This is a genomic window from Salinarimonas sp. (assembly GCF_040111675.1).
Classification (GTDB): domain Bacteria; phylum Pseudomonadota; class Alphaproteobacteria; order Rhizobiales; family Beijerinckiaceae; genus Salinarimonas.
Genome location: NZ_CP157794.1, coordinates 1,489,292 through 1,503,842 on the forward strand (window position 1 = coordinate 1,489,292; position 14,551 = coordinate 1,503,842).

Genomic DNA, 14,551 nt, shown 5'->3' on the forward strand with positions numbered 1-14,551 from the left:
CGGCCCACCTTGACCTTCGCGGCGCGACGCGTCACCTCTCCCCCGGACAGCCTCCGACACGGGTACGACCCATGGATCTCCTCGCTGAAGCCGATCACACCAAGTCCGGCGCGGCCGCGCGCCACAGGACCGCCGGCGTGATGATCGGGCACGTCCAGGTCGGCGGGGGCGCGCCGGTCGTCGTGCAGTCGATGACGAACACCGACACGGCGGACGTGGATTCCACCGTCGCGCAGGTGGCCCAGCTCGCCCGCGCCGGCTCCGAGATCGTGCGCATCACGGTCGACCGCGACGAGGCCGCCGCCGCCGTGCCCCGCATCCGCGAGCGGCTCGACCGCATCGGCTGCGACGTGCCGCTGGTGGGAGACTTCCACTATATCGGCCACAAGCTGCTCGCCGATCACCCGGCCTGCGCCGAGGCGCTGGCCAAATACCGCATCAACCCGGGCAACGTCGGCTTCAAGGACAAGAAGGACCGGCAGTTCTCGATGATCGTCGAGAAGGCCATCGAGCACGGCAAGGCCGTGCGCATCGGCGCCAACTGGGGCTCGCTCGACCAGGAGCTGCTCACGCACCTGATGGACCTCAACGCCGCGCGGCCCGACCCGCTGGCGGCGGGGGCCATCACCCGCGAGGCGATGGTGCAGTCGGCGCTCCTTTCGGCCGAGCGCGCCATCGAGATCGGCCTGCCCAAGGACCGGATCGTGATCTCGGCGAAGGTGTCGAACGTGCAGGACCTGATCGCGGTCTATCGCGAGCTCGCCCGGCGCTCGGACTACGCGCTGCATCTCGGCCTCACCGAGGCCGGCATGGGCTCGAAGGGCATCGTCGCGTCCTCGGCGGCGCTCGGCGTACTGCTCCAGGACGGCATCGGCGACACGGTCCGCTTCTCGCTCACGCCCGAGCCCGGCGGCGACCGCACGCTCGAGGTGAAGGCGGCGCAGGAGCTGCTCCAGACGATGGGCTTTCGCACCTTCGTCCCGCTGGTCGCCGCCTGCCCCGGCTGCGGGCGCACCACCTCGACGGTGTTCCAGGAGCTCGCCCGCGACATCCAGCGCTGGATCGACACGTCGATGCCGGAATGGAAGACCACGCATCCGGGCGTGGAAGAGCTCAACGTCGCGGTGATGGGCTGCATCGTCAACGGCCCGGGCGAATCGAAGCACGCCGACATCGGCATCTCGCTGCCCGGCACCGGCGAGGCCCCCGCCGCCCCGGTCTTCATCGACGGCAAGAAGGCCGTTACCCTGCGCGGCCCCACCATCGCCGACGACTTCAAGACGCTGGTCGTGGACTACATCGACCGGCGCTACGGCACGGGGGACCGCTCCGCCGCGGAGTGACGGCGCTGGCGTAGAGCGCCGACGGGATTTCCCTCTCCACGAGGGCTAGCTGATGCACACATCTCGCTCGGCGAAGGCGTTCCGCTAGGCAGTCGCGACCTGAAGCGTAGAGCGCCGACGGTCTCCCCTCGCCCTTGTGGCGAGGGGCCGGGGGTGTGGGTCGTGCAGAACTGCCGCGACCTCGATGCCGCTCGAACCGGGAACGTCGATCCCGTCCCGAGACGTCTCGCGCTGCATCCCGACCCACATCCGCCCCCTTCGGGGGCACCTTCTCCACAAGGGAGAAGGACGAGCGGCTGGCGCCGCTCGCAGATCGCGACCAACGGCGCGGGACGAAGTGTGAATCGAGTAGCCACGAGGGAGAGGGGAACCGCGTCGCGCGCGTCCCCCTTCAACCGTCCCTTAACCCTCCTCGTTCACCCTCCGGAAACCATACCTTCCGGAGCCCCCGTCCCGTGCCGCGCGCCGCCGCTCGCCTGACCGTAGTCGTCCTCGCCGCCGGCCTCGCCGCGGGGAGCGCGCAGGCGCAGACGGTGATCGGCGTCGAGGACGCGCCGCCGGACCTGCGGCCGGCGCGGGACGAGGCGGTGTTCGCGCCCGTGTCCGGTCTCCCGCGCGCCGAGGTCCGCGCCCCGGTCACCCGCCTCGCGCCGAGCCCGCCGGCCCGGCAGGCCGCTCCGCGCCGGGCGCCCGAGGGCGACCCCTACGCGCCGCTGGGCATCCGCCTGGGCGCCTTCACCCTGCGCCCCTCGATCACCCAGTCCGCCGGCTGGGACACCAACCCCGAGCGCGTCGAGACCGGCGCCGAGGGCCGCGCGCTCTCGCGCACGCAGGGCGACCTCACGCTCGAGAGCGACTGGTCGCGCCACGCCCTCACGGGATCCGTGAGCGGCGTCTACGACGCCTATCGCGGCGGCGATCTCGAGCCGCGCTTTTCCGGCGCCGCCGATCTCGGGCTTCGCCTCGACATCCGCGAGAGCACGGCGCTGTCCCTGCGCGCCACCGCGGCCACGGCCACCGAGCGCGTCGGCTCGCCGGAAGTCCCGAGCGACCTCGCCGAGGGCCCGCAGACGTCGACCTACGGCGCCGAGGCCGCCCTCGCCATGGGCTTCGGCCGGCTGGAGACGACCCTGCGCGGCGCCATCGCGCGCTCCGTCAACGCGGACGGCGTGCGCGCCGACGGCAGCCGCGTCGACCGCTCCGACGACGATTTCACCGAGACGCGCGCGGCCCTGCGCCTCGGCTACGCGGTCTCGCCGCGGCTCACGCCCTTCGTCGAGGCCGAGATCGATCAGCGCCGCTACGAGGGCGCGGGCGCGAGGCGCGATTCCGTCGGGACGACCGCGCGTGTGGGCGCCGAGATCGAGCTGACGCGCCTCCTCGCGGGCGAGGTCTCCGCCGGCTGGCAGGAGCGCGACTACGAGAGCCCGGCCCGCGGCGACGCCACCGGCGCCGTGGCGCAGGCGCGCCTCGTCTGGACGCCGACGCCGCTCACGACGGTCACCCTCGCCGGCGAGAGCCGCCTCGCCGAGACAAGCGTCGCGGGCGCCACCGCCGCGGAAGCCCGGCGCGCGTCCGTGGCGATCGCCCACCGGCTGCGCCGCAGTCTCGTGCTGGACGCCTCGCTCAGCTGGGCCGGCACGGACTACGAGGGCGTCTCCCTGTCCGAGGAGCTGATCGCGGCCGCGGCCGGCCTCGAATGGCGGCTCGACCGCGGCCTCGCGGTCACCGCGCGCTATTCTCACGAGCGACTGGAGTCGACGCGCCCGGGGGGCGATCACGTGGCGGACGTGGCGCTGGTGGGGGTGCGGCTGACGCGGTGAGGGGCGCCGGCTGCGGACGCGACTTTTTCGTGGTCTACCCGGGTCGGCGCATCGGCGTGCCGTCGAGCATGTCCCGGATCTGCCGTCCGGCGAAGCCATGCAGGCCGGGCGTCTCGAGCACGTCGCTCGCGAGACGGGTCACGTGCGCAGGGGTGGCGGCCCTGGAGTAGAGCGACACGGCGCTGACGCCGATGACGCTGAGGGTGCGCGTCTTGCTCGGCTCGACGGCGCGAAACGCGTCCTCCTCGTGCCGACCGGCTCGTGCGAACGCCGCGCGCGCTCCCTCGAAACCTCCAGCGCGATGGGCGGCTTCCGCCTCCTCGGCCGCGGCTTCGGCCAGCCTGTGATGCTCGATCCAGCTCGTCATGTGACCGTTCCCAGAAGAACGAGAAGCTCCCGAAATCCGACGACCGACGCGATCGCGGCGCTGTCGCTTTTTCCGCGCGTCAGCTGCATTCTCTTCTGCTTCAGGCGGTGACGGAGGGTCGACGCACCGCCCTTGTCGACGCCTGAAACCTCCAGCCGCAGAGCGGTCTCGAAATCCGCCGTGGAGCACATCTCCTTGGGTGTCAGGAAGAAGTCCGCCCCGCTACCGGTCCACGCGCGCCCGATCGCGACAAGGCCGCGTTCCACTTCGATAGTCGCGAGCGACACCGCATAGGCACCGTCGCATGTTGCATCGATCTCGTTGCCGTTTGCAACTTTCGCCCGGCCGTTCGGCTCCACCCAGGCGATCTGCCGCCCCCCGATAGTCCCCTCGTCATCGATCCGAAGCAGAGCCGGGGAGGCGTGGTGCCGATCGAGGCATACACTCGCCGCCTCGTAGAGCGCTCGCGCCCTCGTCGCCGTCAATCCCGGATGCCGTTCGTCGAGGTTCTCGATGAGGATCCAGGTTTCCGATCGCGCCCGCATGTCCACGCCCCTTCACGTCGGGCCGATCATAGCGAGCATTATCGTCGTCTGGCAGCGGTCTACCGCCCCCCGCCCTCCAGCATGCGCGTGAGCACCTTCGACGTGTAGTCCACCATCGGCACGATGCGGGCGTAGTTGAGCCGCGTCGGGCCGATGACGCCCAGCACGCCGACGATCTTCTGGGCGCCGTCGCGGAAGGGCGCGGCGACGAGGGACGAGCCCGAGAGCGAGAACAGCTTGTTCTCCGAGCCGATGAAGATGCGCACGCCCTCGCCGGCCTCGGCGCGGCCGAGGAGGTCGATCACGTCGGTCTGGGTCTCGAGGTCCTCGAAGAGCAGGCGGATGCGCTCGAGATCCTCCAGCGCCTGCAGGTCGGAGAGCAGGTTCGCCTGGCCGCGCACGATCAGCTGGCGCTGCTCGGCGCCCTCGGAGGGCAGGGCCACCCCGGCCTCGATCAGGCGAGCGGTGAGCGCGTCGAGCTCGCGCTCCATCGATTGGCGCAGCGCGGTGGTCTCCTCGCGCACCTCGGCGAGCGTCTTGCCGCGGATGCGCGCGTTGAGGAAGTTCGCCGCCTCCTGCAGCGCGGAGGAGGGCAGGCCCGGCGGCAGGTCGAGGAGCCGGTTCTCCACCGAGCCGTCCTCGGAGACCAGCACGACGAGGGCGCGGGCCGGGTCGAGCCGCACGAACTCGATGTGCTTGAGCCGCGGGTCCTGCTTCGAGGTGACGACGACGCCCGCCCCGCGGGAGAGGCCCGACAGCATGGCGGAGGCTTCCGCGAGCGCCGTCTCGAAGTCGCGCCCCTGCGCGGCGGCGCGCATCTGCGCCTCGATGTTGCCGCGCTCCTCCAGCGAGAGGTCGCCGATCTCGAGCATGGCGTCGACGAAGAAGCGCAGGCCCGTCTCGGTGGGCAGGCGCCCGGCCGAGGTGTGCGGCGCGAAGATCAGCCCCGCCTGCTCCAGGTCGGCCATGACGTTGCGCACGGAGGCCGGCGAGAGCGGCGCATGCAGCAGCTTCGAGATGTTGCGCGAGCCCACCGGCTCGCCGGTGGCGAGATAGCTCTCGACGATCTGGCGGAAGATCTCGCGCGATCGCTCGTTCAGGTCCGCGAGCGCGCGGGCCTGGCCGGACGGATCGTGCCTGAAGGCGTCGTGGCGGAACGGGCTCTCGCTCATGCTCGGGTTCGCGTCTGGGGATGGCGCATGCGCTATATGTGACCGCCCGTCCACGGCGGCGCAAGGCTCGGCTCGCGCACGCCTCGGTCCGCCTTCGAGCCTTGCCGACGGCCCGCGCGGGGTCTACACCCGCAATCCCGAGAGAAGGAGAGACCGATGCGGCCCTCGAAGCGCGCCCCCGACGAGATGCGCCCCGTCACCCTCGAGCGCGGCGTCGTGCGTTACGCCGAGGGCTCGTGCCTCGTCACCTTCGGCGAGACCAAGGTGCTCTGCGCCGCCTCGCTGGAGGAGCGCGCGCCCGGCTGGCTGCGCGGCACCGGCAAGGGCTGGGTCACGGCGGAATACGCCATGCTGCCCCGCGCCACCCACGAGCGCACCCGCCGCGAGGTGAATTCCGGCAAGCCGTCGGGCCGCACCCAGGAGATCCAGCGCCTGATCGGCCGCTCGCTGCGCGCCGTCGTCGATCTCCACGCCATCGGCGAGCGGCAGATCGTGATCGACTGCGACGTCATCCAGGCCGACGGCGGCACCCGCACGGCCTCGATCACCGGCGCCTGGGTGGCGCTGCACGAGTGCTTCCAGTGGATGATGAAGCGCTCCATCATCTCGGTGAACCCGCTGCGCGACCACGTCGCCGCGGTGTCCTGCGGCATCCACCAGGGCAAGCCCGTGATCGATCTCGACTATGCCGAGGATTCCGCCGCCGAGACCGACGCGAACTTCGTCATTACCGGCACGGGCGGCATCGTCGAGGTGCAGGGCACCGCCGAGGGCAAGCCGTTCTCGGAGGACGAGTTCATCGGGCTCCTGCGCCTCGCCCAGTCCGGGGTACGGTCGCTCGTCGATCTGCAGAAGCAGGCCATCGCCTGAGGGAGCGCCCCATGCAGCACCGCCGGCTCGAAGGCCCCGTGATCATCGCCACCCACAATGCCGGCAAGCTGCGCGAGATGCGCGAGCTGCTCGCCCCCTTCGGCGTGGAGGCGACCTCCGCGGGCGAGCGCGGCCTGCCCGTGCCCGACGAGACGGGCACGATGTTCTCCGAGAACGCCGCGCTCAAGGCGCATGCCGCGGCCGAGGCGACGGGGCTTCCCGCCATCGCCGACGATTCGGGCATCTGCGTGCTCGCGCTCGACGGCGCGCCGGGCCTGTTCTCGGCGGACTGGTCGGTGGACCGCGATTTCGGCCCCGCCATGGAACGGGTGAAGCGCGAGCTCGACATGCGCGAGGCGACCGACACGACGGCGTGGTTCGTCTCGGCGCTGGTCGTCGCGTGGCCGGACGGGCACGAGGAGCTGTTCGAGGGCCGCTGCCCCGGCGCGATCGTCTGGCCGCCGCGCGGGACGGCGGGCTTCGGGTACGACCCGATCTTCCTTCCCGACGGCGAGACGCGCACCTTCGGCGAGATGACGGCGCAGGAGAAGCACGGCATCGACTGGAGCGACGCGGCGAGCGGCCTCTCGCATCGCGCCCGCGCCTTCCGCAAGCTCGCCGCCGCCATCCTCGGACCGCGCCGAGAGGGCTGACCATGGCGCTCGCCGACGACGAGATCGCCCGCTACGCCCGCCATCTCGTTCTCCAGGACGTCGGCGGGCCGGGACAGGCGAGGCTGAAGGCGGCCCGGGTGCTGGTGATCGGCGCCGGCGGCCTCGGCGCCCCGCTGATCCAGTACCTCGCCGCCGCCGGCGTCGGCGCGATCGGGATCGTCGACGACGACGCCGTCGATCTCGGCAACCTGCAGCGCCAGGTGATCCACGGCACGCCGGACATCGGCCGCCCGAAGGTCGAGAGCGCCGCGGACGCGGTGGCGCGGCTCAACCCGCATGTCGCGGTCGAGCCGCACCGCACGCGGCTCACCGTGGAGAACGCCCGCGCCCTCGTCGCGGGCTACGACCTCGTCGCCGACGGCTCGGACAATTTCGCCACCCGCTACGCCGTCTCGGACGCCTGCTTTCACGAGAAGCGCCCGCTCGTCACCGCCGCGCTCGGCCAGTTCGACGGCACGCTCACCACGATCCGCGCCCACGAGACCGGGCCGAACGGGCGGCCGAATCCCACCTATCGCTGCCTCTTCCCCGACGCCCCGCCGCCCGGCGCGATTCCCACCTGCGCGGAGGCCGGCGTGCTCGGCGCCCTCGCGGGCGTGATGGGATCGATGATGGCGCTCGAGGTCGTGCGCGAGATCGTCGGCTTCGGCGAGGGGCTGGTCGGCCGCCTCCTCATGGTCGACGCGCGCGCCATCCGCTTCGAGACCCTGCGCTACGGCTGGGATCCGTCGAACCCGCTGAGCGGGGAGGGGGCGCGCGGCTGAGCCGCCGCTCACGCGCCCTCGGTCTCCAGCCGCGCCAGCAGGTATTGCGCCTGGGCGAGCGCGGCGAAGCGACCGCCCGCGGCGACGAGCGCGTCGTAGGTCCCCTCCTCGACGATCCGGCCCTCGTGGAAGACGAGGATGCGGTCCGCGTCGCGCACCGTGGCGAGCCGATGGGCGATGACGAACACCGTGCGCCCGCGCATGGCCTCCGCCAGAGCCTCCTGCAGCCGGCGCTCGGTATTGGCGTCCAGCGCGCTCGTCGCCTCGTCGAGGACGAGGATCGGCGGGTCCTTGAGCAGCGCCCGCGCGATGGCGAGGCGCTGGCGCTCGCCGCCCGAGAGCGAGCGCCCGCGCTCGCCGATCGGCGTGTCGAGCCCCGCCGGAAGCCGCCGCAGGAAGGCGCCCGCCTGGGCGCGCTCCAGCGCCGCGACCATCTCGTCGTCCGAGGCCTCCGGCCGGCCGACCTGGAGGTTCTCCCGCAGCGTGCGGGCGAACAGCATCGGCTCCTGGAACACGACGCCGATCTGCCGGCGCAGGGCGTCGAGCTTCATCTCCCGCGCGTCCCGCCCGTCGAGCCGCACCACGCCGGTGGTGGGATCGAAGGCGCGGTGGAGGAGCGCGACGGTGGTCGACTTGCCCGATCCCGTCTCGCCGACGAGGGCGATCGTCTCGCCCGGGCGCACGCTGAAGGCGAGGTCCCGCACGGCGGGCCGCGCGCCGTCGTAGGAATAGGACACGCCCTCGAACGCCACCGCCCCCGTCAGCCGCCCCGGATCGACGGCGCCGTGACGATCGGCGATGGCCGGGACGGCGTCGAGCACGGCGAAGAGCTCCGCCACCTTCGGCGCCTGCATCAGGAGGCCGTTGGCGAAGACGACGAGCTGGTCGAGGCGCGCGATCACGAGCGCGGCGAGGCTCACGAAGGCGACGATCTCGCCCAGCGTCGCGAGCCCGTCGAGGAAGAGCGCCACGCCCAGAACCAGGATGGCGGTCACCGTCAGCGTCGCCGCCGCACGGGTCGCCACGGATGCGAGCGCCCACCAGGAGAGGACCGGCGTCTGCGCCGCGAGGAGATCCGTCGCGATGCGCCGCAGCGCCCGCGCCTCCGCGTCGATGCGGGTGAAGGACTGCACCACGGCGATGTTGCCGAAGGCGTCCGACGCGTGCCCGGCGAGCGCCGTGTGGTGCCGCTCGACGCCGCCCTGGAGCTTCTCCGTCCGGCGCACGACCACCAGGGTCAGGCCGGCGAAGGCGACGACGAGCGCCACCAGCAGGAGCCCCAGCCGCCAGTTGAGGAACAGCGTCAGCGGCAGCAGCACGACGACGCCGACCAGCGCCGCGCAATGCTCCCGCAGGAAGCCGAGCCACAGCCCCGCCATGGCCCCCGCGCCGTCGAGCATCACCTTGAGCGCGCGGCCCGAATGGGTGCCGGCGTGGAAGGCGAGGGGGAGGGCGAGCACGTGCTCGAAGAAGTCCGCCATCACCGCGAGCCGCCGGCGATGCGCCAGGCGATCGGCGTGGAGCGCGACCAGCACCCCGGCGGCGATGCTGAACAGCCCGAAGCCGACCCACGCGCCGATCAGCCACGGCAGCCGCCCCAGCGCCTCCCCCGGCTCGGGCGCGGTCTGCGCACGGGCGAGGGCGTCGATCACGAGCCCGAACAGGACGGGCTCGGCGAAGGTCGCGAAGGCGAGGGCGACGTTGCCGGCGACGAGCATCGCCGCCAGCCGCCGCTCCGGCCCGATCGCGGCGACGGCGCGCAGGTAGATACGGCTGAGCGACATGATCCCGTTCCGGTCCGGCGAGGCGCGAGCGCGGCCCCGGAGCAAAGCTAGGGCCGATGCGGCGTGCCGTCACGGGTGGGCCACCTTAACCAAATGCTCAGCCCGCCCGGGTAGCGTCGACGGAAGTGCGGCCGTCTCGGGCCCCGAGGCGCCGCTCGCGTGGAGCTCGCTCATGGATTTCGCAACCGCGATCGGCCTCGTCGCCGGCGTCGGGACCGTGCTCGGCATGATCCTGATCGGCGGGGGAAGCCTCGCCTCGTATTTCGACGAGGTCGCCCTCGTCTGCGTGATCGGCGGCGCCTTCGCCTCCACCATGGTGCGCTTCACATTCCCCACCATGATGAGCGGCCTTCCCATGGGCATCCGCTACGGGCTGAGCATGCTCAAGACGAGCCCGCGTCAGCTGCTCGACGAGATCACCCAGGTCGCCGACGTCGTGCGCAAGTCCGGCCCGATGGGCCTCGAGAACGTGCAGGTCGACAACCCGACCCTCGCCCAGGGCCTGCGCTACGTCGCGGACGGCTACGACCGCGAGTTCATCAAGGACGCGCTGGAGAAGGATCGCGACAATTTCGTCCAGCGCCTCGAGGACGGTTCCAAGGTCTGGCGCGGCATCGGCGACGTCGCCCCGGCCTGGGGCATGATCTCGACCGTGGTCGGCATGATCATGATGTTCGCCAACATGGAGGACCCCTCCAAGCTCGGTCCCGCCATGGCGGTGTCGCTGCTGGGCACGCTCTACGGCTCGCTCATCGCCAACGTCATCGCGCTCCCCATCGCCGACAAGCTCGCCATGCGTCTCTCCGCCGAGGAGGTGCTGCGCTCGATGATCATCGACGGCATCCTGCAGATCCGCGATCAGCGTTCACCGACGATCGTGCGCGAGATGCTGTCCGCCTACCTGCCGGAGCACCACCGCGAAGAGCTGGCAGAGGCCTGAGGAGGCGCGATCGTGGCGAAGCGCAGAAAGCAAGCGGCCCCCCAGGGCGCGCCCGCCTGGTTCGTCACCTTCGCGGACCTGATGGCGCTCCTGATGAGCTTCTTCGTCATCCTGGCCGCCTACTCGACCCAGGACCAGCGCAAGATGCAGATCGTCGCCGGCTCGCTGCGCGAGGCCTTCGGCGTCAATCCGGAATCGCGCTTCTCCGGCATCATCGAGCAGGACGGCCTGCCCACGCTCAGCGCGCTCCAGAACGTCGAGCCCGTGCCGCCGGAGCAGGCCTCGGACCACACCACGCCCAACGAGCTCGACCGGCGCGACGACGGCCTGTTCTCGGTGACCTTCGACCGCGGCTTCGGGCTGGCCGCCGCCTCGCTGCGCCAGGCCCTGCAGGACATGCCGGAGATCGCGGAGCTCTCCCGCAACCTCGTCATCGAGGAGACCGAGGAGGGGCTCGACGTCTCCCTCGTCGACCAGGACGGGCGCTCGATGTTCCCGGAAGGGTCGGTCTACCCCTACGAGCGGACCCGCCTCGTGCTCGAGGCCATCGCCCCGGTGCTCCGCCGCTTGCCCAACCGGCTCGCCGTGAGCGGCCACGACGCCGCCGTTCGCCCCGGCGCGACGCCGTCCACCGACAGCTGGAGCCTCACTGCCGGCCGGGCGCTCGCCGTGCGCGAGATCCTCTCCGCCGCGGGCCTGCCCGATGGGCGCTTCGCCTCGGTGACGGGCAAGGCCGACACCGAGCCGGCCTTCCCGGACAACCCCTACATCGCCCCCAACCGCCGCGTGACCGTCACGCTGCTCGCCGAGGAGCCGCCGGTCCCGCCGAACTTCCGGCCGTGAGGCCGACGCTTGCATCCCGCGCCGCGAGGCGGCACAAGACGGGCTCTCCCGCAAAGCCTCGCGAGCCTCGATGGATCCCGCCTTCCTCGTCGTCCAGGCCCTGAACGGGCTCGCCAGCGCCTCGTCGCTGTTCCTGATCGCGAGCGGCCTCACCCTCGTCTTCGGGGTGACGCGGATCGTCAATTTCGCCCACGGCTCGCTCTACATGCTGGGCGCCTACGCGGCGGCGATCCTCGCGCCGCTGTTCATGGCGAGCCTCGGCAAGCCCTTCGGCTTCTGGGGCGCCATCGCGGCGGCGGCGCTCGCGGTGGGGCTGCTCGGCGTCGTCATCGAGCTCGTGCTGCTGCGCCGGATCTATCGCGCGCCCGAGCTGTTCCAGCTGCTCGCCACCTTCGCGCTCGTGCTGATCGTCCAGGATCTCGTGATCCTGTTCATCGGCCCGCAGGACATCCTCGGCCCCCGTGCGCCGGGGCTCACGGGATTCGTCGAGATCTTCGGACGGCGCTTCCCGCTCTACGAGCTCTTCCTCATCGCCATGGGACCGATCGTGCTGGGCCTTCTCTGGCTCCTCCTGAAGAAGACCCGCTTCGGCGTGCTCGTGCGCGCCGCGACGCAGGACCGCGAGATGGTCGGCGCGCTCGGGGTCGACCAGGCGAAGCTCTTCACCGGCACGCTCTTCCTCGGCGCCTTCCTCGCCGGGCTCGGCGGCGCCCTGCAGATCCCGCGCGCGCCGGCCAACACCGAGATGGACCTCGCCATCATCGCCGAGGCCTTCGTCGTCACCGTGATCGGCGGCATGGGCTCGGTGCCAGGGGCCTTCCTCGCGGCCCTCCTCATCGGGCAGCTGCAGGCTTTCGGCATCCTGATCTTCCCGAAGATCACGCTCGTCGTGGTCTTCCTCTTGATGGCGCTCGTCCTCGTGGTGCGGCCCTACGGCCTCCTCGGCAAGCCCGAGCCCGTTGGCGCCGGCCCGGGCGCGGCCTTCGCGCTGGCCCTGCGTCCCTGGAGCCGGCTCGAGAACGCGCTCGCCCTCGTCGCGATCGTCGCGCTCGCCGTCTCGCCGCTGCTGCTCGACGCCTACGGGATCACGGTGGCGACCGAGGCCGTGATCCTCGCGCTGCTCGCCTTCTCGCTGCACCTCCTCATCGGGGTGGGCGGTCTCGTTTCCTTCGGCCACGCCGCCTGGTTCGGGCTCGGCGCCTACGCCGCGGCGCTCTGCGTGAAGTCCCTCGCCTGGCCGATGGAGGCGGCGCTGCCGCTGGCGCCGCTCGTCGCCGGGCTCGGCGCGGCCCTGTTCGGGCTCTTCGTCGTGCGCCTGTCGGGCATCTACCTCGCCATGCTGACGCTCGCCGTGGCGCAGATCCTCTACGCGGTGGCCTTCCAATGGGTCGAGGTCACCGGCGGCGACAACGGCATCGTCGGCGTCTGGCCCGCGCGCTGGGCCTCCGACAGGATGGTCTATTTCTATCTGACCCTGGCGCTCGGCCTCCTCGCGATCTGGGCGCTGCGCCGGATCATGTACGCGCCCTTCGGCTACGCGTTGCGCGCCGCCCGTGACAGCGCGCTGCGCGCCGAGGCGATCGGCATCGCCGTGCGCCGCACGCGCTGGCTCGCCTTCACCCTCTCGGGCGCCGCGGCGGGCCTCGCCGGGGGGCTCTGGACCTTCCTCAAGGGCGCCATCGACCCGACAGTGCTCTCCATCCCCGTCTCCGTCGACGCCCTCGCCATGCTGCTGCTCGGCGGCGCGCAGACGGTGATCGGCCCGCTCGTCGGCGCCGGATTGCTGCACCTGGTCAAGGACCAGGTGATGCCGCTCACCGACTATTGGCGCCTCATCCTCGGCCTCGTCATCCTCGCCATCGTGCTCCTCGCGCCGCGGGGCGTCGTCGGCGCCATCGAGAGCGCGCGCGGTCGCGGGAAGGAGGCTGGGGCGTGAGCGTGCTCGTCGAAGCGAAGGGGCTGACCAAGCGCTTCGGCGGCGTCGTCGCCGCGGACGCGGTCTCCTTCGCGCTCCATGCAGGCGAAATGCTCGCCATGATCGGCCCCAACGGCGCGGGCAAGTCCACCACCTTCGCCATGGTCGGCGGCCAGCTGCGGCCCGATTCCGGCCGCGTGCTGCTCGCCGGCGAGGACGTCACCGGCCTCTCGGCGGCCGCCCTGTTCCGCCGCGGCGTCGGCCGCACCTTCCAGGTGGCGCAGACCTTCGCCACGATGACCGTCGTCGAGAACGTGCAGATGGCGCTGATCTCCGCCGCGGGCGGCCTCGGCGGCCTGTTCGCGCCGGCGCGGACACTGCGCCGCACGGAGGCGCTGGGCGTCCTCGCCCGCGTCGGCATGGAGGAGGCCGCCGACCGGCCGATCGCGACTTTGGCCTACGGCGACGTCAAGCGCGTCGAGCTCGCCATCGCGCTGGCCGCCGGCCCGACCGTGCTGCTCATGGACGAGCCCACCGCCGGCATGGCGCCGAAGGAGCGCGCCGATCTCATGGCGCTGACCCGCGCCGTCGCCCGCGAGCGCGGCATCGGCGTGCTCTTCACCGAGCACGACATGGGCGCGGTCTTCTCCCATGCCGACCGCATCCTCGTGCTGGTGCGCGGCGAGATCGTCGCCGACGGCCCGCCCGCGGCGGTGCGCGAGGACCCGCGCGTGCGCGCCGTCTATCTCGGCGAGAGCGGCGCCGCCACCGCCGCCGCCGCGCTCGGGGAGCGCACGCGATGAGCCGGCTCCTCGAGGTCGAGGGCCTGGAGGCCGCCTACGGCCCCGCGCGGGTGCTGTTCGGCGTCTCGCTCGCGCTCGCGCCGGGAGAGGTCGTCGCGCTGATGGGCCGCAACGGCGCGGGCAAGTCGACGACGCTGAAGGCGATCATGGGCCTCGTCCCCGCCCGCGCGCGGCGCCTCGGCTTCGCCGGTCGCGACATCGCGGGGCTGCCCGCCCACCGCATCGCTCGGCTCGGGCTCGGCTACGTGCCCGAGGATCGGCGCATCTTCACCGAGCTGACGGTGGCGGAGAACCTGGAGGTCGGCCGCCGCGCGGCGGCGCCGGGGGTCGCGCCGTGGACGCCCGAGCGACTCTTCGCGCTCTTCCCCAACCTCGCCGAGATGCGCGCCCGGCGCGCCGACGCCATGTCGGGCGGCGAGCAGCAGATGCTCGCCATCGCGCGCACCCTGATGGGCAATCCCCGCGCCGTTCTGCTCGACGAGCCCTCGGAGGGGCTCGCGCCCGTGATCGTCGAGCAGATGGCGGACGCCGTGCGGGCGATGAAAGGGGAGGGGATCGCGGTGCTGCTCAGCGAGCAGAACGCCGCCTTCGCCGGCGCCGTCTGCGACCGCGCCCTCGTCATCGAGCGCGGCGAGATCCGCTTCTCGGGACCGCTCGCGGAGGCGGCGCGGGCGCTCGAGGTGTGAGCCCCGCGCCCGCGCCGATCGT

Annotated in this window: 14 protein-coding genes; 10 read left to right on the forward strand and 4 right to left on the reverse strand. The window is 72.2% G+C overall.

Annotated elements, in window-relative coordinates; translation table 11 throughout:
* Nucleotides 1-71 precede the first annotated feature (71 nt).
* Both ispG and ABL310_RS06925 read left to right on the forward strand, forming a co-directional pair.
* Nucleotides 72-1,343, forward strand: a complete 1,272-nt coding sequence (ispG, locus tag ABL310_RS06920; RefSeq protein ID WP_349370954.1) for a flavodoxin-dependent (E)-4-hydroxy-3-methylbut-2-enyl-diphosphate synthase — start codon at nt 72-74, stop codon at nt 1,341-1,343.
* 455 nt (nt 1,344-1,798) lie between these two features.
* Nucleotides 1,799-3,166 (forward strand): outer membrane beta-barrel protein, encoded by a 1,368-nt coding sequence (locus ABL310_RS06925; RefSeq protein ID WP_349370955.1) that lies wholly within the window; start codon nt 1,799-1,801, stop codon nt 3,164-3,166.
* A 34-nt stretch (nt 3,167-3,200) separates the two neighbouring features.
* Here ABL310_RS06925 and ABL310_RS06930 read toward each other — a convergent pair whose 3' ends face one another.
* Genes ABL310_RS06930 through hrcA form a run of 3 tightly spaced genes read right to left on the reverse strand, consistent with a single transcriptional unit; the run spans nt 3,201 to nt 5,250 of the window.
* Nucleotides 3,201-3,533 (reverse strand): hypothetical protein, encoded by a 333-nt coding sequence (locus ABL310_RS06930; protein WP_349370956.1) that lies wholly within the window; start codon nt 3,531-3,533, stop codon nt 3,201-3,203.
* Complete coding sequence (locus tag ABL310_RS06935) at nt 3,530-4,084, reverse strand: hypothetical protein (protein ID WP_349370957.1); 555 nt, start codon at nt 4,082-4,084, stop codon at nt 3,530-3,532. Before ABL310_RS06935 ends, ABL310_RS06930 begins: the two co-directional genes overlap by 4 nt.
* A 53-nt stretch (nt 4,085-4,137) precedes the next feature.
* Entirely contained in the window at nt 4,138-5,250 is a 1,113-nt protein-coding gene (hrcA, locus tag ABL310_RS06940; protein WP_349370958.1) for a heat-inducible transcriptional repressor HrcA, read from the reverse strand.
* Nucleotides 5,251-5,406: 156 nt separating this feature from the next.
* On the opposite strand from hrcA, the gene rph reads away from it, so the two are divergent.
* The 3 genes from rph to ABL310_RS06955 are packed head-to-tail and all read left to right on the forward strand — an operon-like array spanning nt 5,407 to nt 7,558.
* Nucleotides 5,407-6,120, forward strand: coding sequence for a ribonuclease PH (rph, locus tag ABL310_RS06945; protein ID WP_349370959.1), 714 nt, complete (start codon nt 5,407-5,409; stop codon nt 6,118-6,120).
* Between the two features lie 11 nt (nt 6,121-6,131).
* On the forward strand, nt 6,132-6,773 hold the full coding sequence (gene rdgB, locus ABL310_RS06950; protein WP_349370960.1) for an RdgB/HAM1 family non-canonical purine NTP pyrophosphatase: 642 nt from the start codon (nt 6,132-6,134) through the stop codon (nt 6,771-6,773).
* Nucleotides 6,774-6,775: 2 nt separating this feature from the next.
* Nucleotides 6,776-7,558 (forward strand): molybdopterin-synthase adenylyltransferase MoeB, encoded by a 783-nt coding sequence (locus ABL310_RS06955; protein WP_349370961.1) that lies wholly within the window; start codon nt 6,776-6,778, stop codon nt 7,556-7,558.
* Between the two features lie 8 nt (nt 7,559-7,566).
* Here ABL310_RS06955 and ABL310_RS06960 read toward each other — a convergent pair whose 3' ends face one another.
* The gene (locus ABL310_RS06960) at nt 7,567-9,342 is read right to left on the reverse strand and encodes a glucan ABC transporter ATP-binding protein/ permease (protein ID WP_349370962.1); all 1,776 of its coding nucleotides are present in this window, start codon (nt 9,340-9,342) and stop codon (nt 7,567-7,569) included.
* 172 nt (nt 9,343-9,514) lie between these two features.
* Between ABL310_RS06960 and ABL310_RS06965 the strand changes: the two genes are divergently transcribed.
* The 5 genes from ABL310_RS06965 (at nt 9,515) to ABL310_RS06985 (ending at nt 14,529) form a co-directional block, all read left to right on the forward strand.
* Nucleotides 9,515-10,282, forward strand: coding sequence for a MotA/TolQ/ExbB proton channel family protein (locus tag ABL310_RS06965; protein WP_349370963.1), 768 nt, complete (start codon nt 9,515-9,517; stop codon nt 10,280-10,282).
* 12 nt (nt 10,283-10,294) lie between these two features.
* Nucleotides 10,295-11,125 carry a flagellar motor protein MotB gene (locus ABL310_RS06970; RefSeq protein WP_349370964.1) on the forward strand — a complete coding sequence of 277 codons (831 nt, stop codon included), beginning with the start codon at nt 10,295-10,297 and terminating at the stop codon, nt 11,123-11,125.
* A gap of 70 nt (nt 11,126-11,195) precedes the next feature.
* Nucleotides 11,196-13,061 (forward strand): ABC transporter permease, encoded by a 1,866-nt coding sequence (locus tag ABL310_RS06975; protein ID WP_349370965.1) that lies wholly within the window; start codon nt 11,196-11,198, stop codon nt 13,059-13,061.
* Nucleotides 13,058-13,843, forward strand: a complete 786-nt coding sequence (locus ABL310_RS06980; protein ID WP_349370966.1) for an ABC transporter ATP-binding protein — start codon at nt 13,058-13,060, stop codon at nt 13,841-13,843. Before ABL310_RS06975 ends, ABL310_RS06980 begins: the two co-directional genes overlap by 4 nt.
* Nucleotides 13,840-14,529 carry an ABC transporter ATP-binding protein gene (locus ABL310_RS06985; RefSeq protein WP_349370967.1) on the forward strand — a complete coding sequence of 230 codons (690 nt, stop codon included), beginning with the start codon at nt 13,840-13,842 and terminating at the stop codon, nt 14,527-14,529. Before ABL310_RS06980 ends, ABL310_RS06985 begins: the two co-directional genes overlap by 4 nt.
* Nucleotides 14,530-14,551 lie beyond the last annotated feature (22 nt).

Coding starts and splice junctions, on each gene's coding strand:
- ispG (WP_349370954.1), top strand. CDS start 72: ATGGATCTCCTCGCTGAAGCCGATCACACCAAGTCCGGCGCGGCCGCG.
- ABL310_RS06930 (WP_349370956.1), bottom strand. CDS start 3,533: ATGACGAGCTGGATCGAGCATCACAGGCTGGCCGAAGCCGCGGCCGAG.
- hrcA (WP_349370958.1), bottom strand. CDS start 5,250: ATGAGCGAGAGCCCGTTCCGCCACGACGCCTTCAGGCACGATCCGTCC.
- rph (WP_349370959.1), top strand. CDS start 5,407: ATGCGGCCCTCGAAGCGCGCCCCCGACGAGATGCGCCCCGTCACCCTC.
- rdgB (WP_349370960.1), top strand. CDS start 6,132: ATGCAGCACCGCCGGCTCGAAGGCCCCGTGATCATCGCCACCCACAAT.
- ABL310_RS06955 (WP_349370961.1), top strand. CDS start 6,776: ATGGCGCTCGCCGACGACGAGATCGCCCGCTACGCCCGCCATCTCGTT.
- ABL310_RS06960 (WP_349370962.1), bottom strand. CDS start 9,342: ATGTCGCTCAGCCGTATCTACCTGCGCGCCGTCGCCGCGATCGGGCCG.
- ABL310_RS06965 (WP_349370963.1), top strand. CDS start 9,515: ATGGATTTCGCAACCGCGATCGGCCTCGTCGCCGGCGTCGGGACCGTG.
- ABL310_RS06975 (WP_349370965.1), top strand. CDS start 11,196: ATGGATCCCGCCTTCCTCGTCGTCCAGGCCCTGAACGGGCTCGCCAGC.
- ABL310_RS06985 (WP_349370967.1), top strand. CDS start 13,840: ATGAGCCGGCTCCTCGAGGTCGAGGGCCTGGAGGCCGCCTACGGCCCC.